16 protein-coding genes are annotated in these 21699 nt (G+C 70.3%); 4 read left to right on the top strand and 12 right to left on the bottom strand.

Annotated features, from left to right (window positions below):
- The first annotated feature begins 47 nt into the window (after nt 1–47).
- Nucleotides 48–1046, top strand: coding sequence for an SRPBCC family protein (locus F8O04_RS04985; RefSeq protein ID WP_158028194.1), 999 nt, complete (start codon nt 48–50; stop codon nt 1044–1046).
- 16 nt (nt 1047–1062) lie between these two features.
- On the opposite strand, the gene mfd is transcribed toward F8O04_RS04985, so the two are convergent.
- Nucleotides 1063–4806 carry a transcription-repair coupling factor gene (gene mfd / locus F8O04_RS04980; RefSeq protein WP_188726268.1) on the bottom strand — a complete coding sequence of 1248 codons (3744 nt, stop codon included), beginning with the start codon at nt 4804–4806 and terminating at the stop codon, nt 1063–1065.
- Nucleotides 4807–5035: 229 nt separating this feature from the next.
- Between mfd and F8O04_RS04975 the strand changes: the two genes are divergently transcribed.
- Nucleotides 5036–6208, top strand: coding sequence for a phosphotransferase (locus F8O04_RS04975; protein ID WP_308420191.1), 1173 nt, complete (start codon nt 5036–5038; stop codon nt 6206–6208).
- Nucleotides 6209–6234: 26 nt separating this feature from the next.
- Here F8O04_RS04975 and F8O04_RS04970 read toward each other — a convergent pair whose 3' ends face one another.
- From F8O04_RS04970 to F8O04_RS14750, 6 genes are all read right to left on the bottom strand, one after another.
- Nucleotides 6235–6891 carry a maleylpyruvate isomerase N-terminal domain-containing protein gene (locus F8O04_RS04970; RefSeq protein WP_158028193.1) on the bottom strand — a complete coding sequence of 219 codons (657 nt, stop codon included), beginning with the start codon at nt 6889–6891 and terminating at the stop codon, nt 6235–6237.
- 73 nt (nt 6892–6964) lie between these two features.
- Entirely contained in the window at nt 6965–7402 is a 438-nt protein-coding gene (dtd, locus tag F8O04_RS04965) for a D-aminoacyl-tRNA deacylase (RefSeq protein WP_158028192.1), read from the bottom strand.
- On the bottom strand, nt 7402–8049 hold the full coding sequence (gene pth / locus F8O04_RS04960) for an aminoacyl-tRNA hydrolase (protein WP_158028191.1): 648 nt from the start codon (nt 8047–8049) through the stop codon (nt 7402–7404). The genes dtd and pth overlap by 1 nt, the downstream gene beginning before the upstream one ends.
- A gap of 306 nt (nt 8050–8355) precedes the next feature.
- The gene (locus tag F8O04_RS04955; protein ID WP_158028190.1) at nt 8356–8958 is read right to left on the bottom strand and encodes a 50S ribosomal protein L25/general stress protein Ctc; all 603 of its coding nucleotides are present in this window, start codon (nt 8956–8958) and stop codon (nt 8356–8358) included.
- Between the two features lie 245 nt (nt 8959–9203).
- Entirely contained in the window at nt 9204–10436 is a 1233-nt protein-coding gene (locus F8O04_RS04950; protein WP_158028189.1) for a DUF418 domain-containing protein, read from the bottom strand.
- Between the two features lie 159 nt (nt 10437–10595).
- Nucleotides 10596–11648 carry a hypothetical protein gene (locus F8O04_RS14750; protein WP_188726269.1) on the bottom strand — a complete coding sequence of 351 codons (1053 nt, stop codon included), beginning with the start codon at nt 11646–11648 and terminating at the stop codon, nt 10596–10598.
- A 412-nt stretch (nt 11649–12060) separates the two neighbouring features.
- On the opposite strand from F8O04_RS14750, the gene gndA reads away from it, so the two are divergent.
- Entirely contained in the window at nt 12061–13458 is a 1398-nt protein-coding gene (gndA, locus tag F8O04_RS04940) for an NADP-dependent phosphogluconate dehydrogenase (protein ID WP_229741741.1), read from the top strand.
- A 119-nt stretch (nt 13459–13577) separates the two neighbouring features.
- Here the strand turns inward: gndA and F8O04_RS04935 are convergent, their stop codons facing one another.
- The gene (locus F8O04_RS04935; protein WP_188726270.1) at nt 13578–14978 is read right to left on the bottom strand and encodes a flavin-containing monooxygenase; all 1401 of its coding nucleotides are present in this window, start codon (nt 14976–14978) and stop codon (nt 13578–13580) included.
- Between F8O04_RS04935 and F8O04_RS04930 the strand changes: the two genes are divergently transcribed.
- Nucleotides 14977–16023: a helix-turn-helix transcriptional regulator gene (locus F8O04_RS04930; RefSeq protein WP_188726271.1), complete on the top strand. Its 1047-nt coding sequence runs from the start codon at nt 14977–14979 to the stop codon at nt 16021–16023. The two genes, F8O04_RS04935 and F8O04_RS04930, sit on opposite strands and share 2 nt — an antisense overlap.
- A 14-nt stretch (nt 16024–16037) precedes the next feature.
- On the opposite strand, the gene F8O04_RS04925 is transcribed toward F8O04_RS04930, so the two are convergent.
- The 4 genes from F8O04_RS04925 to glmU form a co-directional block, all read right to left on the bottom strand.
- Nucleotides 16038–18287, bottom strand: a complete 2250-nt coding sequence (locus tag F8O04_RS04925; protein ID WP_158028186.1) for a thiamine pyrophosphate-binding protein — start codon at nt 18285–18287, stop codon at nt 16038–16040.
- A gap of 9 nt (nt 18288–18296) precedes the next feature.
- Nucleotides 18297–19082, bottom strand: a complete 786-nt coding sequence (locus tag F8O04_RS04920) for a cyclase family protein (RefSeq protein ID WP_158028185.1) — start codon at nt 19080–19082, stop codon at nt 18297–18299.
- Nucleotides 19083–19158: 76 nt separating this feature from the next.
- Complete coding sequence (locus tag F8O04_RS04915) at nt 19159–20136, bottom strand: ribose-phosphate diphosphokinase (protein ID WP_158028184.1); 978 nt, start codon at nt 20134–20136, stop codon at nt 19159–19161.
- Nucleotides 20133–21626, bottom strand: coding sequence for a bifunctional UDP-N-acetylglucosamine diphosphorylase/glucosamine-1-phosphate N-acetyltransferase GlmU (gene glmU / locus F8O04_RS04910; RefSeq protein WP_158028183.1), 1494 nt, complete (start codon nt 21624–21626; stop codon nt 20133–20135). The genes F8O04_RS04915 and glmU overlap by 4 nt, the downstream gene beginning before the upstream one ends.
- Nucleotides 21627–21699 lie beyond the last annotated feature (73 nt).

The following is a 21699-nucleotide window of genomic DNA, read 5'->3' as shown; positions in this document are numbered from 1 at the left end:
GTCACGATCGCCCCACAGCGAACCACCGCCGACAGGAAGGCACGCTCATGCCCATCACCACGGTCGAGAAGGACCTCGACGCGCTCACCATGACCATCGTCGCCGAGTTCCCCGTTCCGGTGCGCCGCCTCTGGGACGCCTACGCCGACCCCCGCCAGCTCGAGAAGATCTGGGGCCCGGTCGAGTGGCCGGCCACCTTCATGCGCCACGACATGTTCGAGGGCGGCGAGTCGCACTACTACATGACGGGACCGGACGGCGACCGCGCGGCCGGCTACTGGCGATTCACGGCCGTCGACCCCGGCAGCTCGTTCGAGGTGCTCGACGGCTTCGCCAAGGACGATGGCACGCCGAACGACGACATGCCGGCGATGCGCATGCGCTTCCAGTTCGAGGCGACCGCCGAGGGTTCGCGCCTGACAACGACCACGACGTTCGGCTCGCTCGAACAGCTCGAGCAACTCATCGGAATGGGCATGGAAGAGGGAACGCGCTCGGCGATGAGCAAGATCGACGACGTCGTGGCCGATCTGCGCTCGTTCGCGGCGGGTCGGGGCGTCGATTCGCGAATGCTGTCCGACACCCAGGTCCGCATCTCACGCGTCATCCGCGGCTCGGTCGACGATGTCTGGCGCGCGCACCACGAACCAGAGCTGCTGCGCCGCTGGCAGCTGGGGCCCGACGGCTGGACGATGCCGGTCTGCGAGGTGGCGAGCAAGGTCGGCGACACCTACCGGACCGAGTGGGAGCCCGAGCCGGGCGGCCCCGCCGACACCGGTGAACACGGTCGCTTCGGGTTCACGGGCGACCTGCTCGAGCTCAACGCTCCGCACCGCGAGGTGACAACCGAGCGCATGATCGGCATGGAAGGCAGCGAGACGCGCAACGAACTGACGCTGACGGAGGTCGATGGCGGCACCCTGCTCGCGCTCGTCATCACCTACCCCGACCGCGAGACGCGCGACACCGTGCTCGCGACGGGCATGACCGATGGCATGGAGGCGAGCTACGCCCGCCTCGAACAGGACGTGCTCGTCGGCGTGTAGCCGGGTCGTCCGTCGCCTACGCGTCGGTCGGGGTGTCCGCGGGCGCTCCGGCCGGCGCAGTGGCTTCGGTCCCGGCGTCGTCCTCCGCCGGCTCTTCGTCCGTGACGTCGAAGATGGCCTCGAGGATGCCGCGCACCCACGCGATCAGCTCGGTGTCGCTCGCCGGCAGCCCAGCGCGGCCCTCGAGCATCGGGATCGCGAGCGACTTCGATGCCTCGATGAGCTTCGAGCCCGAGTACATGCGCTGCAGCCGCAATTGCCGCGAGTCCGTCAGCTCGACCGGCGAGAACTTCAGCGTCTTGCCGAAGACGACGAGCTCCCCGAGCCCGGCCTTGACGGCCAGGCGCCGCAGCCGCGACACCTCGATGAGCATCCGCACTGGCTCCGGCGGCTCGCCATACCGGTCGACGAGCTCCTCGAGCACGAGATCGATCGCCCCGGGACGGGCGTTCGGCGACGCCGCGCTCGACAGCTTCTGGTAGGCCTCGAGCCGCAGGCGCTCGCTCGAGACGTAGTCTTCCGGAACCCTGGCATCCACCGGCAGCTCGAGCCGCAGCTCGGTCTGCCCCTCGGCGACATCGCCCCGAAAGTGCCCGACGGCCTCGCCGATCATGCGCAGGTACAGGTCGAACCCGACGCCCGCGATGTGCCCGGACTGCTCGCCGCCGAGCATGTTGCCGGCGCCGCGGATCTCAAGGTCCTTCATCGCGACCTGCATGCCAGAGCCGAGCTCGTTGTTGGCGGCGATCGTCTCGAGGCGATCCTGCGCCGTCTCGGTCAACGGCTTCGAGTCGTCGTAGAGGAAGTACGCATAGGCGCGCTCGCGACCGCGGCCCACCCGGCCCCGGAGCTGGTGCAGCTGCGAGAGCCCGTATCGCTGCGCGTCGTCGATGATGAGCGTGTTCGCGTTGGCGATGTCGAGCCCCGTCTCGACGATCGTCGTCGTGACGAGCACGTCGAACTTGCGCTCCCAGAAGTCGACGATGACCTGCTCGAGCCGTGACTCCGACAGCTTGCCGTGCGCAACGGCGACTCGCGCCTCCGGCACGAGCTCGGCGAGCTCGGCAGCGACGCGGTTGATCGACGACACCCGGTTGTGCACGAAGAACACTTGGCCCTCGCGCAGCAGCTCGCGGCGCACGGCCGCCGCGATCTGCCTCTCGGAACGAGGGCCGACGAAGGTGAGGATGGGGTGTCGTTCCTCCGGTGGCGTCGCGAGCGTCGACATCTCACGGATGCCCGTGACCGCCATCTCGAGCGTGCGCGGAATCGGCGTGGCGCTCATGGCCAACACGTCGACGTTCGTCTTGAGCTTCTTCAGCGCGTCCTTGTGCTCGACCCCGAAGCGCTGCTCTTCGTCGATCACGATGAGGCCCACGTCCTTGTACCGGATGTTCTCGGCGAGGATCCGGTGCGTACCGATCACGATGTCGACGGACCCGTCGGCGAGACCGCGGATCGTCTCGTCGGCCTCCTTCTTCGTCTGGAATCGGCTGAGCGGCCGGATCGACACGGGGAATCCCGCCATGCGCGACTGGAACGTGTCGAGGTGCTGCCGCACGAGCAGGGTCGTGGGAACGAGCACGACCACCTGCTTGCTGTCCTGCACCGCCTTGAACGCGGCGCGCACGGCGATCTCCGTCTTCCCGAATCCGACGTCGCCCGAGACGAGACGGTCCATCGGAATCGGCCGCTCCATGTCGCGCTTGACCTCTTCGATGGTCTGCAGCTGATCGGGCGTCTCCATGTAGGGGAACGCGTCCTCGAGCTCGTGCTGCCAGGGCGTGTCGGGGCCGAACGCGTACCCCTTCGCCGCGATACGAGCGCTGTAGAGCTTCACGAGCTCGATCGCGATGTCGCGCACCGCCTTGCGCGCCTTCCCCTTGGCGGCCGCCCAATCGCTTCCGCCCATCTTCGACAGGGCAGGGCTCTCACCGCCCACGTAGCGGCTGAGCTGGTCGAGCTGGTCGGTCGGAACGAAGAGCTTGTCGTTCGCGCCGCCCCGTTTCGAGGGCGCGTACTCGATGACGAGGTACTCGCGCCGGGTCGCCGGCCGGGAGCGGTGCGACGACTTCACCTCGCGGGAACGCAGCTCGAGGAACCGGCCGATGCCGTGCGTCTCGTGCACCACGTAATCGCCCGCTTTGAGCTGGAGGGGATCGACGACCGAGCCAGTTCGGCGTCGCGCGAGCTTCGTCGGCGTGCGCGCGTCGACGGCAGCCGCCCGCCCATAGAAGTCGGTCTCGGTGATGAGCGCGAGCTTCGCATCGGGATGCTCGACGCCGCTCGACAGCACCGATTGCGTGAGGTAGACGACGCCGGGCTCGAGCTCGACGGGCAGCTCGTCGACGGGCCGCGCCGCGATCTCGAGCTCGCCGAGCACCTGTGCCGCCCGTTCGAGCATTCCCTTGCCCGCGCTCGTTACGACCACGCGCCATCCCTCGCGCGCGAGCGTGGCGACGTGCCTGGATGCTCCTTCCGAGTTGCCGGCGAAGCTCGGCACGGCCTTGCCGGCGACTCGGAGCGACCCTCGCCCGGCTTCCGCGCCCCGAGGCCCGGCCTCCTCACGAGGCGCGTCATCGGCCCCGCCCCCGGGAGCATCCGGGTCATCGAGCTCCAGCGTCTGGAACGGCGACAGGGTCCACCACGGCCGGTCGCCCTTCGTTGCTCGCAGCTCGTCGATCGTGAGATAGTTGCCCGCCCCGAGATCGATCGGCGCCTGGGCACCCGCGACGGCCGCGGTCCAGGCCGCCTCGAGGAACTCGTGGTTCGTCTCGGCGAGGTTGGCTGCGCGCGTGTTGACGCGCTCGGGCGCGACCACCGCGATTGCTGCATCGTCCGGCAGATAGTCGGTGATGGGCACGAGGCGCTCGACGAGTGCGGGCGCCAGCGACTCCATGCCCTCGGCGGGAATGCCCTCGGCGACCTTCGCGAGCAGCTGCTGCAGGTTCGGGAACTCGTGCAGCATCTCCTGCGCGCGCTGCCGAACGGCGGGCGTCAGCAGCAACTCGCGGCTGGGCGTCAGCACGAGCCGCTCGAGCTCGCTGTCGGTTGAGCGCTGGTCGGCCACCTGGAACTCGCGCAGCTCGTCGACCTCGTCGCCGAAGAAGTCGACGCGCACGGCGTGATGCGCGTCGGGAGGGAACACGTCGAGGATGCCGCCGCGCACGGCGAACTCGCCGCGGCGGGTGACCATGTCGACGCGGTGGTAGGCGAGGTCGACGAGTCGCTCCGCGAGCTTCGTGAGCTCGTGACCTCGGCTGCCGCGCACGAGCTCGATGGAATCGGGCTGATCGAGCCCTGGCATGAGGGGCTGCAGCGCGGAGCGGACCGACGCGATCAGGATGAATGGAGCATTCGCCCCCGCGGCCGTCTCGGCGTCGGTGTCGAGCGCCCGCCGGCGCGAGTTCCACTCCCCCAGCGCGCGGAACGCGGCGAGCCGGCGACCGGTCGTTTCGGCCGACGGGCTCAGGCGCTCGTGCGGAAGCGTCTCCCACGCCGGGAACTCCACGATCGTGGCAGCGGGCAGAAAGGCGGAAAGGTCGCCCTGCAGTTGCTCCGCCTCGCGACTCGACGCGGTGATCAGGAGCAGCACGGGAGGGCGCCCGGTCGCTGCGGCACGGTCGCGAAGCAACCCCGCGAGCACCGGGGCGCGCATGCCGTCGCCGAGCGAGAAGTCGGCGTCGAACGAGGACCGGTCGGTGGCGCGCTCGTACGATTCGACGCTGGAAAGGGCACCGAGAAAGCCGTGCAGAGTCACCCGGGAAGCTTACGCGGTGACGGGACGGTGCGCGTGCGCCCCTGGCGGACACGACGGCCGCCGAGGCCGTTGTTCCGCGAGACGACTCCCCGTCCGCGTTGAGAACCGCGCCAACCGACCCGCCGGCCCGCCCTACTGCGGCCGCTGCGGCGGTCCTCCAGGGTGCAGAATCGGGGCACCGGCGCCACCATCGGGGGGCGCACCCCACATCCTCACCCTGGAGGGTTGCATGCCCAGCCGACTGCACGTCGTCGCCGCCGTGATCTGGCTCGAGGGGCGCGTCCTCGCCTGCCGGCGCGCGCCCGGTCGGTCGGCAGCGGGGATGTGGGAGTTCCCGGGCGGCAAGGTCGAGCCGGGCGAAGCGCCACGGGCGGCGCTGCGGCGCGAGATCTCGGAGGAGCTCGGCTGCGCGATCACGATCGGCGCCCTCCTCGACCGTTCGGTGACGCCCGTCGGCGATGTCGTCATCGATCTCGCCTGCTACGAAGCGACGCTCACCGGCCCTCCCCCAGTGAAGAGCACCGACCACGACCGGCTCGACTGGCGCCGGCCGCGCGATCTCGCCGGTCTCGACTGGGCGGCACCGGACCTTCCCGCGGTGCGGATGCTCGCGGCCTCGTGCTCGCGTGTGCGCGCGCCTGCCCTCGCCGGACCGCCTGCGGCGTCGACACCAATTCCTGAGGGCGTCCGGAAGTCTCTTGCCGATGCCGGGTTGGCCGGGGCGCGGCCACGACCCGTGTGGCGCAACACCGCGGGCGGCCTGACGTTCTCGATCGCATCCGGCGGCGGCGCGGGCCCCGTTGACTACTACGTCAAGTGGAATCCGCAAGGATCCGGGGAGTCACTGGCTGATGAAGTCGATCGGTTGAACTGGCTCGAAGGTCGTCATGCGGTTCCCGTGGTCGCCTTCTTCACGGCGGATAGAGCGCAGGAGGTCTTGGTGACCCGTGCGCTCCCCGGGGAGTCAGCGGTGAGCCGGCGATGGAGACGTGAACCCGCCGACGCGATGCGGGCTCTCGGCGTGGGTCTGCGGAGACTGCACGAGCTGCCACCCGACGAGTGCCCGTTCGACTGGGGCGTGCAGCATCGCCTGCGATCCGTCGGCGCACCGAGGGAATCGCTCGGTGAGGCCCCTCCCGTCGATCGCCTCGTCGTCTGCCACGGCGACCCCTGTGCCCCGAACACCCTGCTCGGCGACGACGGACGCTTTCTGGCGCACGTCGATCTCGCTCGCCTCGGGACCGCGGACAGGTGGGCGGACCTCGCCGTGATGAGCATGTCGCTCGGCTGGAACTACGCCGATCACGACGAGGCGGTGTTCTGGCAGGCGTACGGCATCGACCCCGATCCGGTCCGCATCGCCTATTACCGGCGGCTCTGGAACGCGGCCGACGAGGCGTAGTGCGCGCGTCGACCGCAGGGCGGACACTACGACACGATCGCGAAGCCGGCGGGCAACGGGTCACGCCCCGTCGCGGCGGCGAGCAGGACGCCGCGCTGCGCCGAGGTCGCGATCTCGCCGAGCAGGCCGAGCGCGGCGGGGAACGCCTCCGCGAGCGGCATCGGCACCTCTGAACCGGTCGCGCGGACGACGTCGAGGCCATGCACGGTGAGCTCGAACGCGCGTGTTTCGAGGTAGTCCAGGAACCGCATCGTTCCGAACGGCGTCGTGACGACGAGCCCATCAGCCGTCGCGTCGACGATCGGTCCCAGCCGCGCGGCGATCGCCTGCGTCACCGCGGCCGGCGCGTCGCCGAGCGCGGCGCCCGCATCGCGACCGCGCTGCGCGACCGACGCGGACGTTGCACTGGGCGCCGCCACGACGAGCCGGTAGTACTCGGCTGCGGATTGCACCGTCACGTCATCCCCGTGCGCATCGGTTGCCGCATCCACGTAGGCCTCGATCATCAGATACGCGCGCGACGTGTGGCCGAGCAGATCGCGAAGCGTCCACTCGCCGAGCACGATCGAATCGAGCTGTTCGCGGCGAATCGCTGAGATGGCGGCGAGGTACCCCTGCGACGCCGCCGCGAACCACGCCCGCGGTCCACCCTCGACGTTCGTCCGGTCGTCAGATTCCGCCACTGTCGCTCCCTCCTGGCCGTCTCGACGGTGCGGAGTCTCACACGTCCGGCTGTCGGCGACGGTGCGGGAGACGCTACGCGAGGTCGGCCGAATCCACGAGCACCGTGAACGGGCCCTCGTTGACGGATGCGACGCGCATCATCGCACCGAACTCGCCCGTCTCGACGCGCGCGCCGAGCGACCGCAAGCGCGCGACGAACTCGTCGATGAGCGGCTCGGAGTGCTCGCGGCCCGACGCCTTCGACCACGACGGACGACGCCCCTTCCGAGCATCCCCGTACAGCGTGAACTGGCTCACGACCAGGATCGGCGCACCAGTCTCGGCGCACGAGGTCTCGCCGTCGAGAATGCGCAGGCCGTGCACCTTGCGCGCCAGCTTCGCGGAGTCGACCTCGGTGTCGTCATGGGTGACGCCCGCGAGGACGAGCAGGCCGGGCTCGTCGATTCGCCCGACGACGCGGCCGTCAACCTCGACCGACGCGCTCGCGACACGCGTGATCACGAGCCGCATCAGTCCCGGCCCTTGGTACCGGCGCGCGGCGCAGGAGTCGCCGCTCCCCCGGCGGCGGCGCTGTCGGACGGCGCGTGCACCTTCTGCTGCGCCACCAGCACGCCGTCAGCAGCGATGAGCTCGACCGCGTCAGCCGCCTCTTGCACGAGGATCGCGAGGTGCTCGCGTTCCGGCGGCGCGAACTCCCTGAGCACGTAGTCGGCCGCGTCCTGCCGACCCGGCGGCCGGCCGATGCCCACGCGCACCCGCACGAAGTCGCCGCCGCCGAGTGCTGAGACGATGTCGCGCAGGCCGTTGTGGCCGCCGTGGCCGCCACCCTGCTTGATCTTCAGGGTGTCGAACGGCAGATCGAGTTCGTCGTGCACGACGATGACGCGCTCGTTGTCGACCCCGTAGTAGTCGGCGAGTTGCGCGACCGGTCCGCCGGAGGTGTTCATGTAGCCGTTCGACTTCGCGACCACGAGCTTGGGGCCGCCCGGTACGGACCGCCCCTCGGCGACGCGCGCCTGCGCACGCGGGTGCCGGCCGAACGTCGCGCGCAACCGCGCCGCCAGTTCGTCGGCAACCATCTGGCCCACGTTGTGCCGCGTCTTGGCGTATCGGTCGCCCGGATTGCCGAGTCCGACCACGAGCCACGTGTCGGCCATGCTCATTCCTCTATTCGGTCCTGTGTTCCGCACGGCACGGGGCCGCGCGCCGGCCGCTCGCGCCGCGGCTGCCACGCGACCACGGTACCGGGATCGCGGGGACAAGGATGCGCCGCGGACCGGTCGTCGGTTGTCGCGAGACCGACCGCGGGGCGCGAGGGCGGCCCGGGGCGTCCCCGCACAGGACGGCGGGGCTCGTACGTCCGTAGAACCCGATCTGCCGCGGAGACGCCGATCGGGCGGGCCCGCTGCTGCGGTGCCCACCCGATCGGAGGCGGATGCTTCGCTCGCGTGAGCGGCTCGCGGCTACTCGCCGCCCTCGGTCGCCTCGCCGGCCTCGGCCTCGGCGTCGTCGTCCACCTCGCCGCGGGGCACCGTGATGGAGACGATGATGATGTTGCTCTCATCGTCGATGAGCTTGACGCCGCTCGGCAGCGTGAGATCGGTCGCGTGGATGACCGCGCCCTCTTCGAGCCCCTCGACGGAGACATCGAGCGACTCGGGGATGTGCGTCGCCTCGGCCGAGACGAGCACCGACGTGGTCTCCTGCAGGGCCACGGTGCCGGGGAACGGCTCGCCCGTGACGTGGACGGGAACGTCGACCTCGACTTGCTCGCCCTGGCGCACGGCGATGAAGTCGACGTGCTCGATGAGGCGTCGGATCGGGTCGCGCTGCACGTCCTTCACCAGCGCGAGGTGCGACTCGCCCTCGAACGCCAGCTCGACGACCGCGTTCGACTGACGGATCAGCAGCATCGTCTCGTGGCCGGGAAGCGTCAGGTGCCGCGGCTCGCCCCCGTGGCCGTACAGGACGCCGGGGATCTTGTCGGCCCTGCGCACGCGCCGGGCCGCTCCCTTGCCGAATTCGGTCCGCACCTCGACCGCGAGGGTGTTCTGGCTCTCAGCCATGAGTTCTCCTTCGTTCGCGGGTCATGCCCGCTGCCATCTCTACTCGAACGCCGGGAGCGTGAGGAGACGTGCGCGTGGGCACGTACACCGCGTCGATTACGGGCTGCTCGTCGGCGCGTGGTGCACCGGTCCGGCCCCTCGCCGAAGTTCAACGGCTCACTCTACGTGATGCCGCCCGCTCACGCGAACGACGTGCTCGGCGCGACGCGGCGGTGTGGGCGGCCGGCCGGCCGAGGATCGAGTGGTCAGCTCGCAGCGGCACTCACGGGCGTCGCATTCGCGCGCTGCCCGCGATAGACGAGCAGACGCAGCAGCCACTCCGCCGGCCCTCGTCTGCCGGCGCGGTCGAGCAGGACGGCGACGAGCACCGTGACGAGCCAGACGCCGATCGCAACGAGCACGGCCTGCCACTCGGAGAGCACGCCGCCGAGCCCGAGGCCCCACGCCGACAGCAATGGGGCGAAGATCAGCGACTGCAGCAGATAGCAGGTGAGCGACCGCTTGCCGACCGCCGTGAGCCCGCGGGTGATCCCCCCGGTCCGCCCGCGCGCGGCGAGCCACGCCGCGAGCAGCGCGAAGAGTGACACGTACCCGAGCGCGCCGAAGATGCCCGTGAACGTGTGCAGCATCGACGCGGTCCATGAGGGAACGTCCCACGCCCCGAGGTGCACGAGCAGCGCGGGAACGCCCCCGAGCCATCCGATCGGGATGCCGATGGCCGCCGTGCGAAGGAGAAGTCGTCGGTGCTGTGCCGGGTCTTCGAGAATCCGGCGACGTGCGCACACGATCGCGAGCAGCACGGCGATCGGGACGGCGAGCGAGAAGATGGCCTGGCCAAAGACCCCCATGACCCAGAAGCTCAGACGCGGAAGGATCGACGCGAGATACGGCGTGATCCCGGAGAGGTCGGGGATCTCGTACCCGCCCTCGGCGACGTCGCGGTACTCGGCGGGGATGAGCAGCCCGCCCACGAATGCGAACACGGCCGCGAGCGCAAGCAATGACGCGAGCGCGATCACCCAGACGATCAGGGCGCGGTCGGTGCGCCGAATGAACAGCCAGGCGACGATGAGCCCGGCCAGCCCGTAGGCGCCGAGGATGTCCCCGTACCACAACAGCGTGGCGTGTACCGCGCCGAAGACGAGCAGCCAGGCGTTGCGCAGCAGCACGAGGCGCCGCGCCGCCGGCTCGTCACGGCCGAGCTGCTGCTGTCGCGTGTAGAGCTGCCACATGCCGTAGCCGAAGAGGAACGCGAAGAGGGGGTAACTGCGCGCATCGATCGCGACGATCGCGATCGCCTGCCACACCGTATCCGCGCCAGAGGCGTCGATGCGATGCGCGCTCGTGAGCGCGGTGGGTTCGCCATAGAGGAACCACGGCACGTTCGCGAGGGCGATCAGCAACAGCATGAGCCCGCGAGCGAGATCGGGCGCGAGGGCCCGCGTGGTCGACATCGAGGGATCGCTCGGTGTCTGCATGTCCTCCAGCCTAGGCAACGCGCCGCCGGTCACGAACCTGTCGGCGTGTCATTCGGCCGGCATCGTCCACCGGCGATCCGGGGGCTTCTGCCACTGCCCCGCGCGCGCTGCGAGCGCGAGCATCCATCGAACGCCGGTCTCGCGCCGACCGACGAACTATTACAACCCGCGACCCCGATCCCACCCGGCGCCGCGCGCGCCGTGCACGGCTCCCGCGGTCGCGCCGAACACCGCGCCGACGGTGAGCGCGAGCGCCCCGAGGACCGTCGTCGCGAAGGTGGCGACGCCCGTGACGACACCAGAGAGCACCTGGTCCTCGACGTCCCCCTGGTCGTTTGCGCCCATGTCGGGGAACCAGGGCTGGCTCACGATCCAGTCGCCGATGGCGGCAGGCCAGACCAGCGCGAGGAGCCCGCCGATGACCAGCAGCACGCCGACGATGCCGACGCCCGTTCCCGACAGGCGGGCCGTGAGTGCGGCAAGCAACAGGAAGACGACGCCGCCGACGATGAGCAGCAGCTGCATGCCCGCGCCCGGCATCATCGAGACGTCGGCGCCCATCGCCTCGCCGGCGATCGACACGATCGCGACGGTGACGCCGTACGCGACGAGCGCGAGCCCCGGGAGCGCGAGGACGAGCGCGAACACGATCGCGCCGAAGCGAGCGAATCCGTTCGGCCCCACGGGACGTGGCGGCCGGGCGGGGGCGGGATGCTGCGGGGCACGAGACGGGGCGGGACGCGGCTGGTGAGGCTGTGCCGCCGGCGCCGGCGCCGGCGCGGGGGCGGGGGCGGGGGCCGTTTCGGCGAGTGTCTCGAAGCGGCGCGTCTCCGGCTGTGGCTCGGTCGTCTCGCGGTCGCTCGGCACATCGAATCGGGCCGTCTCGTCGAGCGATGCAGGCTCCGACCTCGAGATCGGCGTCGTCGCCGCGTGGTGCGGCATCTCGAGCTCGTCGGTCGGCGTGGTCGCGCTCCCCGCCCCTCCGGAGCCGTCGCCACTGGCGGATGCTCGGGGGCCATCGGATGCGTGGTGCCCGTCGGATGCCTGGTGCCCGTCGGCTGTGGTTCGTCCGTCAGATGCGTGCCGTCCGCCGGATCCGCCCTCCGCGTCGTCTCGGTCGGGCACCGGCATGCGCTGCGTGCGGTCGTCGCCGGGGGCGCCGTCGTCCATCTCGTACCAGGGGCGGTTGATGCGCCGGGTGTCGTCGTCCACGCTGGCTCTCCTCTTGGCGACTCGTCGGTGAGGCGCGCGGTCTCGTCTGGGGCGCCGCGCTCCGCAACGCTAACGCGTCCACCCGTGAACGCGGCCGCGCCGGGCCGTGGTCAGCGCGCGCCACCCCGCCGCCGGTGCGGGCCGCGGTCTCACCGCGGCCATCGCGCGGCGAGGGCTCCCGCGATCGTTCCGCATCACCTGCTGTGTAGCGTTAACCCGGGTCGCGCCCGCTGAGGGCCGGCTCACCGTCGTTCGTCGAAAGGGATGCCGCATGACCGAGACCACTCCCGCCGCCGAGTCGCCGATTCCCGCCCAGGAACCGCCCGTCCCCTCGCCGCATGACGCGCCGCTGCCAAGTGCGAGCGAGACGCCGAAGGCGGCGGCGAACATCGGCGTCGTGGGTCTCGCCGTCATGGGATCGAACCTCGCCCGCAACCTCGCAAGCCGAGAGGGCAATACGGTCGCGGTCTTCAACCGCTCGCCCGAGCGCACGCGCGCACTGCTGAGCGAGCATCCCGAGGCCGAATTCGTCGGCACCGAGACGGTGCAGGCATTCGCCGACGCGCTGCAGCGGCCGCGCACGGCGATCATCATGGTGCAGGCGGGCGCAGCGACCGATGCGGTCATCGACCAGCTCACCGAGGTCTTCGAGCCGGGCGACATCATCGTCGATGGCGGAAACGCGCTGTTCACCGACACCATCCGCCGCGAGGCCGCGGTGCGCGAGACCGGCATCCACTTCGTGGGGGCCGGCATCTCGGGCGGCGAGGAGGGCGCGCTCAACGGCCCGAGCATCATGCCCGGCGGTTCGGCAGAGTCGTACGAGACGCTGGGGCCGATCCTTGCGTCGATCGCGGCGCGCGCCGATGACGGCGAGCCGTGCGTCACCCACATCGGCACGGACGGCGCGGGTCACTTCGTGAAGATGGTGCACAACGGCATCGAGTACGCGGACATGCAGCTCATCGCCGAGTCGTACGACCTGCTGCGCCACGTCGGCGGCTACGAGCCGGCCCAGATCGCCGACATCTTCACCGAGTGGGACTCGGGCGAGCTCGAGTCGTACCTCATCCAGATCACGGCCGAGGTGCTGCGGCAGGTCGACGCCGAGACAGGAAAGCCGCTCGTCGACGTGATCCTCGATGCGGCCGGCATGAAGGGCACTGGCACCTGGACCGTGCAGCAGGCGCTCGCCCTGGGCGTCCCTGCGACGGGCATTGCCGAGGCCGTGTTCGCTCGGGGTGTCTCCGGCCGCGCGGATCAGCGGGCGGCAGTGCGCGCGACGATCGACGCCAGGCCTCAGCCCGCCGACGTCGGCGACACGTTCGTCGACGATGTGCGCCGCGCCCTGTATTCGTCGAAGGTCATCGCCTACGCACAGGGATTCGACACAATCCTCGCCGGGGGGGCCGAGTACGGCTGGGCGCTCGATCCTGGGGCGATCGCCAAGATCTGGCGCGAAGGGTGCATCATTCGCGCCCGTTTCCTCAACACCATCGCCGAGGCGTACAGCCGCAACCGGAGGCTCGAGTCGCTGATCGCTGATGAGTTCTTCGCATCGGCCGTCGCCGACGGTGCTCCGGCCTGGCGCCGCGTCGTCTCGGTCGCCGCCCTCTCTGGCGTGCCCGCTCCCGCATTCTCATCGTCGCTGTCGTACTACGACTCGATCGGTGCCGAACGTCTGCCCGCCGCGCTCGTGCAGGGGCAGCGCGACTTCTTCGGGGCGCACACGTACCGCCGTAACGACCGCGATGGCATCTTCCACACGTTGTGGTCCGGCGACCGGAGCGAAGTCCGCACCGACGCGTAGGGGTCGAACTGCCCCGCACGTCCGCGCGACTGCGGCCCCGCGCCCACGCAAACTCGGCCGGGCGCATCCGATCAAAACCGGCTGTGCACCTTCACGAGTGCGCGCTGAGTGCGTCTGGGCTACGTCGCGCTCGGCGCCCGGAGCCGGTCGAAGCGGCCGCGGTCGGTGCGGCGCAGCGCGGGCACCCCGTAGCGCTCCTCCATCTCATCGAAGGCGGCGTCGAGGGCGGGAAGCAGCACCTGGTTGGCATTGCGGCGTGACTCGAGAAGTGGCACGCCTCCGGTGAGGTCGGGTCGGTACTCAGCCCGAAGGCGCGCGAGATTTTCGGCGTTCTCGCCCGTCACGAGCGCGCGCGCATCGTGGGCGGCGAGCTGCGCGCACTGCTCGAAGGTGGGAAACGTGTTGCCGGGGAAATGCAGCGCCCCGGCCATGTAGAGGCCTTCGTATCCGTCGATGAGCGCGCCGACGATCGTCTCGGGGTGCCCGTCGCGGTAGGTCAGGATGCCCTCGTCGAGGTAGGGCGTCGTCACGTCGTAGCCGGTCGCGAACACGATGACGTCGGGCGTCTCGGTGGAGCCGTCCATGAAGGTGACCGTGTCGCCGTCGATGCTCGCGAGATCCGGCTTCCAGCGCAGCATGTTGTGCGCGAAGCAGTGAAGGGCCTCGTTGTTGGCGATGGGGTGTGTCAGCCCGAAGTCGTGATCTGGCCGGGGCAGGCCGTAATTGGCAAGTTCTCCCACTGACTCGAAGATCACCTCGCACGCGCGTTCGAAGCTCGCGTTGTGCAGCGGGTGTCCCTCGGGGAACTCGTACTCGCCGTTCAGGATGTCCGGCACCGACCGCCCGAAGAGCACCTTGGGCAGGAACCAGTAAGCCCGGCGGGTCGAGAGCATGGCGTCGGCACCGAAATGCGCCGCGTCGGCCGCGATGTCGACCCCCGAGTTCCCTGCGCCGACCACGAGGACTCGCTCGTGGCGCAGTTCGTCGGGGTCGGCATACTCCGACGAGTGGATGAGGCGGCCGGTGAACGAGTCGGCGCCCGGCACGCTGGGGAGGATGGGCTGCCACTGCGCGCCCGACGCGATGACGACGCCCCGGTAGTCGGTGGTGGTTCCGTCGTCGAACGAGACTCGCCAGTAGGTGCCGCCCGGCGTCTCGATCGGCTCGGCGTTCGTCACCGTCGTCGAAAAGCGGGTGCGTTCGCGCAGGCTGAAGGCGTCCGCGAACGAGTGGATGTAATCGCGGATCTGATGCCACTTCGGGTACAGCGGATACTCGCTCGGCATCGGGAAGTCGATGAAACCGCCGTAGTCACGGCTGGAGATGAAGTTGCACGACGCATACATCGGCGACCCGGGGTTGTCGATGTTCCAGATTCCACCGGGTTGTGAGTGCCGCTCGATGAGTTCGACCTCGAGCCCGAGGCTCAGGAACGAGCGGGCGGCACCGAGCCCAGCCGGGCCCGCTCCAATGATCGCGAACGTCGTCGGGAGCTGCGCCTGCACTGTCGCCTCTGACATGGTGTCCTCCAACATCCCGGCACGTCGTCGTGCCGTGGACAACAACGTATTCGGCCGGCGGTCACGGCGTTCGACGCCTGCGGACACGCATGCGACGATATGGGACACCTTGAGCCACCGAAGGAGCGCAATGCGGCGCACCCGTTTCAGCACACTCGACGTGCCACCACCTCGAGCGCTCAGCCACTGGGAGCGCAGCATTTCCCGCGAACTCTTTGACGCCAACATGCGCCCGTTCTCGTCGGATGCCATGGTCGCCACGTGCGTTGTCCAGCGTGTGGGCGACGTGGGCGCCATGTCGTTCGACAGCGATGCGATGACGCTCGACCGCACGCACGAGCTGGTGCGCGACGACCCCAAGGCGTCCATATACGTGTCCGCGGTCACCTCGGGCACGGCGACCTACTTTGACGGTGACGCGACGCACGTGGCACCGGCAGGCAGCGTGCTCGTCTATTCTCCGCAGCGGCCGTATCACATCGCGTTCTCAAACGGCTTTCGCCAGCTTTTTCTCGATGTCCCGGCAGAGCTCCTGGCATTGCCTGACGATTGCGCCGCGGTCTTTTCCTCGAAACAGCTGCGAGCGCCCGCGGCGGCCGAGCTGTCGGCGGCGATTGAGCGCGATGGGTCGGATGCGGCAGTCGCCGCGCCGACGCAGCGGTTTGTCCGCGCCCTGAGCAACACGCTCGACGACGCCGGCGGCCGGGATTATGCGACGCTCGCCCGCCGGGCAGTTGACCGCCTCTACGGCGACCCGGACGTCGGCGCCCGCGATATCGCCGCCGAGGTCGCGGTATCAGCAAGGCACCTCAGCCGCGTACTGGCCAATGAAGGCACAAGCCTCGGTCGCCTGCTGACCGACCGGCGTGTCCGCGAAGCGCTCCGGCTCATCGAATCGACCAATCGGACGATCGGCGACATTGCCGTCACGAGCGGATTTCAAGGGCCGACGCAACTCGCGCGCGCAGTCCGCGCCGCGACGGCCGAGACGCCGACCGGACGGCGCCGGTCCGTTCGCAGGGCCGGACACCACCACGGCCGGTAGATGTCGGCGCGCGATCAGTGCGCGAGGAACGCCTCGGCGAGCCACCACGAACCGCCATCTGACGCGATCTTCGCGTCGATCACGAGCGGCGTGCCCTGACCGGCTCCGTGTTGCGCCGTCTCGCGCACCGCGACAGCCATGGCTGCCAGGTCGTCGTTCGATCGCACCGTGATGCCCTGTGCCCCGAAGCCGCGCGCGATCGCCGCGATGTCGGTGTCGGGGAACACGACGCTCTCGAAATCGGCCGCACCGCCGGGCGTCGGCGCAGCGCTGAAGTGGTGCACCTCGGCGGCATAGCTCGCGTCGTTGTAGACGAGGACGACGAGCGGGATGCCGAGCCGCACCGCCGTCTCGAGCTCGGCCACCGCCATGTGGAAGCCCCCGTCGCCGATACCGAGCACCGGCAGTCGGTCGGGCCGCGCCGCGGCGGCGCCGATGATCGTCGCGAGACCGAGACCGACGGCCTGGAACGCCTGCGTGAAGCAGAAGCCGGCGAGGTCGGGCACGTCGAGGAACTGACTCGGATAGCCCATGAAGTTGCCGCTGTCGACGGCGACGATGCGCTCGGCCGGAAGCGCTTCGTCGAGCGCGATCGTGACCGCGCGCGGGTCGATGGTCGTGCTCGAACCGAGGTCGTCGTACGGCATCGCCTGCCACCGGCCCTCATCGCGGATGCGAGCCAGCACGTCGGGTGTGCGGTACCCCTCGCGCGCCGGACCTTCACCTGCCCCGGCCGTCGCCGAAGCGAGCACGTCGCTGGCGACGGATGCCGAATCGCCGACGACACCGAGGTCGATCGGCCTGTGCGCCCCGAGGGCCATGGCGTCGATGTCGACCTGCGCGATCGTCACCGACTCGACCAGCCGCCCTCGCCTGGTGGTCCAGTCGTTGAGTGCGCATCCCCATGCGACGACGAGATCGGCCCCCGCGATGAGCTCGGCCGCGACGGGTGTCGAAAATCCGCCCGAGATGCCGAGATCGGCGCCTCCGCTGTCGAGCGCTCGCCCATCGACACCTGCGCGGAACAGCCCCTTCGCGACGGCACTGGTCGCGAGCAGGGCGCCCCAATGCTCGGCGACGGCGGCGATCTCGGGCCCCGCCTCGCGAGCGCCGCGGCCGGCGATGAACACGGGGCGCTCGGACGCCTCAAGGAGTTGAACGAGCTGCTGAATCTCGAATGCCGGGGCCCGGCCGCCACGGCGCTCAACGCGGTGCAACCCGTCGCCGCGTCGATCGGTGCCCGGCTCGGGCGCCCCGGCTCCGGCCTCCGCCCCCGTCCGCCTCGCCGATGCCGGGCCGTCGCCCGGCACGCGCAACCGCCCGGTCGTGTCGGGCGCCAAATCGGGCAGCAGGTCGATCGGCACGCTCAGCACGACCGTGCGGCGATCGACCACGGCGGTGCGCCACGCCAGCTCGACATCGTCGACCGCCGTGGCGGCCGAATGCACGCGCAACGCGACCGCGCCGACCGACTTCGCCGTGGCATCCTGGTCCATCTGGAAGTTGTTGTGCGGGTGCGCGACGGGCGCCGCCGCCGTGACGACGAGCAGCGGCGTGCGCGACTTCGCGGCCTCGGCGATGCCGGTGAGCGCGTTCGTGTACCCACAGCCCTGGTGCGTGGTAACGACGGCCAGCGTGCGCGAGACCCGCGAGAATGCGTCGGCCATGGTCGCGGCGCCGCCCTCATGCCGCGCGGCCGTGAAGGGCACGTCGCGGGCACGCAGGGCGCCGACCAGCTCAAAGTTGCCGGAACCGACGACACCGAACACGTGCCCGACACCGAGCCGCACGAGCGTTGCCGCGATGAGCTCGGGCGCCGGCAGCTCGGAAACCGGTAGCTCGGAAACCGGCAGCTCGGAAACCGGTAGCTCGGCGCTCGGCACCGACGCATGACCGGATGCCGCCGACAGCCGCTCGGCGTGCTGCGGTGCCGACCGTGCCGCCGCCGCGCCGGGCGCCCCTGCCTGCGAGCGCACCGGGGTCACGTCGGTGTCGGTGAACGACACGTCGATTCCGACGAACTGCGCCGTGCCCGCGGTCTCGTCGACGCCGGCGAACGGGTCATCCGCCGTTGCCGCTGCGGCGCGCTCGGGGGTGTCGTGCTCGGCCTGCCACTGCTGCGCGTAGGAGTCGGGCTCGGGGGCGCCCGCTCTGCGACCGCGACGCCGCGGCCGCTCCGGCTCGCCCGATGCCGCTGAGGCGCCGGGAACGCCGGCGCCATCGGCTCGCGCGATGGGCTCGTCGCCGTCAGCCGTGTACCGCATGCCGAGTCCCTAGTCGCGCTCGACGAAGGCCAGCACCCGCGCCGGCGCCCCCGTGCCGCCCACGATCGGCAGCGGCGCGACCACGACGGTAGCGCCGGCTACGGGGAGACGGTCGAGGCCGCGCAGCGACGTGACGCCGTACTTGTCGGCGCCGAGGAGGTGGTGGTGCACGGGGAAGACCGGGTCGAAACCCCCGGCCTGACCCGCGTCGATGCCGACCTGCTCGACGCCGAAGCCCGAGAGGTTCGGATGCGCGGCAAGCCATTCGGCGCCGGCGACGGAGACGCCGGGCGAGTGCGGCCCCGTGTCGTCGGCGTTGATGAACGACGCGGCGTCATCGCCGCGGGCGGCCCAGCCCGTGCGGAACAACAGCCACGCGCCCGGCGGCAGCTGCCCGTGCTCGGCCTCGAAGGCCTCGAAGTCGGCCGGCTCGAGGAGGTAGTCGGCGTCGGCGGCCGCCTCGTTCGTGCGGTCGATCACGAAGGCGGGACCGACGAGTCGAGAGAGCTGGATCTCGGCGACGCTGCGCCCGGCGCGGCCGGTCGCCCAGTGCGTCGGCGCGTCGAGGTGGGTCCCTACGTGCTCGCCGAGGTGCAGGTCGTTCCACGCCCACCCGGGGCCGGCGTCGTCGAAGTTCGACACCGGGGTGGTCGACAGCCCCTGCGTGTTCGCGAACGGCGCCGGAAGGGTGAGGATCGGGGTCGACGGCGACAGGGGCGTGGTGAGGTCGACGACCTCGACGGTGCCATCGGCGATCGACGTCGCGAACGCGGAGAGGGTGCTGACAGCGGTCATCGATGAGCCTTCCGGAGGGGTGAGCGGTCTGCGAGGAATCCTCCCACGACCCACCGACAGCCGCGCAGGGATGACGTCAGGCCGCGCCGTCGAACATGCTGGTGACCGACGCGTCCTGGAACACGTTGTGGATCGCCCTGGCAATGAGCGGAGCGATCGGCAGCACCGTGAGCTTTTCGAAACGCTTGTCGTCGCCGAGCGGGAGCGTGTCCGTCACGACCACTTCGTCGACCGCGTCGCTCGAAAGCCGCTCGACGGCAGGCGGCGAGAACACCGCGTGGGTTGCCGCTACGACGACGCGCAGCGCCCCGTTCGCCTTGAGCGCCTCCGCGGCCTTGACGATCGTGCCCCCCGTGTCGATGAGGTCGTCCACCAGCAGGCACACCCGGCCCTCGACGTCGCCCACGATCTCGTGCACCGTGACCTCGTTCGCGACCATCGGGTCTCGGCGCTTGTGGATGATCGCGAGCGGCGCCTCGAGTTGATCGCTCCAGATGTCGGCGACGCGCACGCGGCCCATGTCCGGCGAGACCACGGTGAGGTTCGCGCTGTCGAGCTTCAAGCGGAAGTGCTCGAGGAGCACCGGCATCGCGAAGAGATGATCGACCGGGCCGTCGAAAAACCCCTGGATCTGGGCGGCGTGCAGGTCGACCGACATGATGCGGTCAGCTCCGGCGGCCTTGTAGAGATCGGCGACGAGCCTGGCCGAGATCGGCTCTCGCCCGCGGCCCTTCTTGTCTTGCCGCGCGTACGGGTAGAACGGCGCGACGACCGTGATGCGCTTCGCGCTCGCACGCTTCGCGGCGTCGACCATGATGAGCTGCTCCATGAGCCACTCGTTGATGGGCGGGCAGTGCGACTGGATGATGAACACGTCTGCGCCGCGGATGCTCTCGCCGAATCGGGCGTAGATCTCACCGTTGGCGAAGGTGCGCGACTCGACATCGACGAGCTCGGTCCCGAGCTCCGTCGCGATGTCCTCGGCGAGGTCGGTGTGCGCCCGCCCCGTCACGACGACCAGTCGCTTTTCGCCCTGGGTGGTAATGCCGGTCACATGGACTCCGATTCTCGCGTGGTGCTCTCTGGGCCCCGCTCGCTCGCGCGCGCAGCTGCCTCGGCGGCGGCGGTGCCCTCGCGGTTCGCGACGACCCACCCCTCGATGTTGCGTTGCGGGGCGACACTGATGGCGAGTGATCCGGCAGGCACGTCTTTGCGCACCACGGTGCCGGCTCCCGTGTACACCCCGTCTTGAATCGTAACGGGCGCGACGAAGACGTTGTGCGAGCCGGAGCGCACGTGGTCGCCGACGGTCGTGCGGTGCTTCTCGACGCCGTCGTAATTGGCCGTGATCGTGCCGGCACCCACGTTGGACTGCTCGCCGACCGTCGTGTCGCCCAGGTAGCTGAGGTGGGGCACCTTCGATCCGGTACCGATCGTCGTGTTCTTCGTCTCGACGAAGGTGCCGATCTTGCCGTCGTCACCGACGATCGAGTTCGGTCGCAGGTACGCCCATGGGCCCACGGATGCTCGTGCCCCGATCACCGAGAGCGTCGCGTCGGTGCGCTTCACGACGGCGTCGGCGCCGACCTCGCAGTCGACGAGCGTCGTGTCGGGCCCGATGAGCGCCCCCTCGGCGACGCTCGTCGCGCCGCGCAGCTGCGTGCCGGGGAAGAGCTCGACGTCGGGCGCGAGCGTCACATCGCGCTCGATGATCGTGGTCGCCGGATCGTGCACCGTCACGCCCTCGCGCTGCCACTCGGCGATGATGCGACGGTTGTACTCGGCGGCCGTCGCGCCGAGCTGGAGCCGGTCGTTGACGCCCTGCACGAGCCAATTGTCGGTGACCTGCACCGCCTCGATGCGGCCGCCCTCGCGCGACAGGACGGAAGCGGCATCCGTGAGGTATTTCTCGCCCTGCGCGTTGGCCTGCCCGATCGAGCGGAGGACACGGCGAATGGTCGCGGTCTCGAACGCGTACACGCCGGCGTTGATCTCACGGATGCGCAACTGCGCCTCGGTCGCGTCCTTGTGCTCGACGATGGCCTCGAATTCCCCGTGCTCGTTGCGAACGACGCGGCCGAAGCCGCTCGGGTCGTCGTAGGCGGCCGTGAGCATCGTGAGGTGGTTGCGGCGCTCGACGTGCGCCTGCACGAGTCGCGCGACGGTGCCGGAGTCGAGCAGCGGCACGTCGCCCGACAACACGACGACCGTGCCGCCGAATTCGTCTGGGAGGGCTTCGAGCCCGACCTCGACGGCTCGGCCGGTACCGGGAATCTCGTCCTGGTCGGCGATCGTGGCCTCGGGCGCGAGCTCCAGCACGGCCTCGACGACACGGTCGCGGTCATGCCGCACGACCACGACCGTGTGCCCGGCGCCGAGCTCGGCCGCCGTGTGCAGCACGTGGCCGATGAGAGGAACCCCGCCGAGTCGGTGGAGCACCTTCGGCGTGCGCGACTTCATGCGGGTGCCGGCGCCCGCGGCAAGCACGATCACGGCGAGGTTGGTCTCGGTCACGGCGTTCCTCCAAAGCGCTCCGGCGTCCATCGTGACGGCTGCTGCGGCGCGCCCGTGCCGGTGGAGCCGGGCAGGGCCGCATGAGTGAGACAGGGTCGACTGA

The organism is Pseudoclavibacter endophyticus, assembly GCF_008831085.1.
Lineage (GTDB): Bacteria > Actinomycetota > Actinomycetes > Actinomycetales > Microbacteriaceae > Pseudoclavibacter > Pseudoclavibacter endophyticus.
Note: the sequence above shows the minus strand (reverse complement) of the source record. Positions and strands in the feature narration are given on the sequence as shown.

Coding starts and splice junctions, on each gene's coding strand:
- F8O04_RS04975 (WP_308420191.1), top strand. CDS start 5,036: ATGCCCAGCCGACTGCACGTCGTCGCCGCCGTGATCTGGCTCGAGGGG.
- F8O04_RS04985 (WP_158028194.1), top strand. CDS start 48: ATGCCCATCACCACGGTCGAGAAGGACCTCGACGCGCTCACCATGACC.
- gndA (WP_229741741.1), top strand. CDS start 12,061: ATGGGATCGAACCTCGCCCGCAACCTCGCAAGCCGAGAGGGCAATACG.
- F8O04_RS04925 (WP_158028186.1), bottom strand. CDS start 18,287: ATGCGGTACACGGCTGACGGCGACGAGCCCATCGCGCGAGCCGATGGC.
- dtd (WP_158028192.1), bottom strand. CDS start 7,402: ATGCGGCTCGTGATCACGCGTGTCGCGAGCGCGTCGGTCGAGGTTGAC.
- F8O04_RS04950 (WP_158028189.1), bottom strand. CDS start 10,436: ATGCAGACACCGAGCGATCCCTCGATGTCGACCACGCGGGCCCTCGCG.
- glmU (WP_158028183.1), bottom strand. CDS start 21,626: ATGGACGCCGGAGCGCTTTGGAGGAACGCCGTGACCGAGACCAACCTC.
- F8O04_RS04930 (WP_188726271.1), top strand. CDS start 14,977: ATGGTGTCCTCCAACATCCCGGCACGTCGTCGTGCCGTGGACAACAAC.
- F8O04_RS04935 (WP_188726270.1), bottom strand. CDS start 14,978: ATGTCAGAGGCGACAGTGCAGGCGCAGCTCCCGACGACGTTCGCGATC.
- F8O04_RS04955 (WP_158028190.1), bottom strand. CDS start 8,958: ATGGCTGAGAGCCAGAACACCCTCGCGGTCGAGGTGCGGACCGAATTC.
- pth (WP_158028191.1), bottom strand. CDS start 8,049: ATGGCCGACACGTGGCTCGTGGTCGGACTCGGCAATCCGGGCGACCGA.
- F8O04_RS04920 (WP_158028185.1), bottom strand. CDS start 19,082: ATGACCGCTGTCAGCACCCTCTCCGCGTTCGCGACGTCGATCGCCGAT.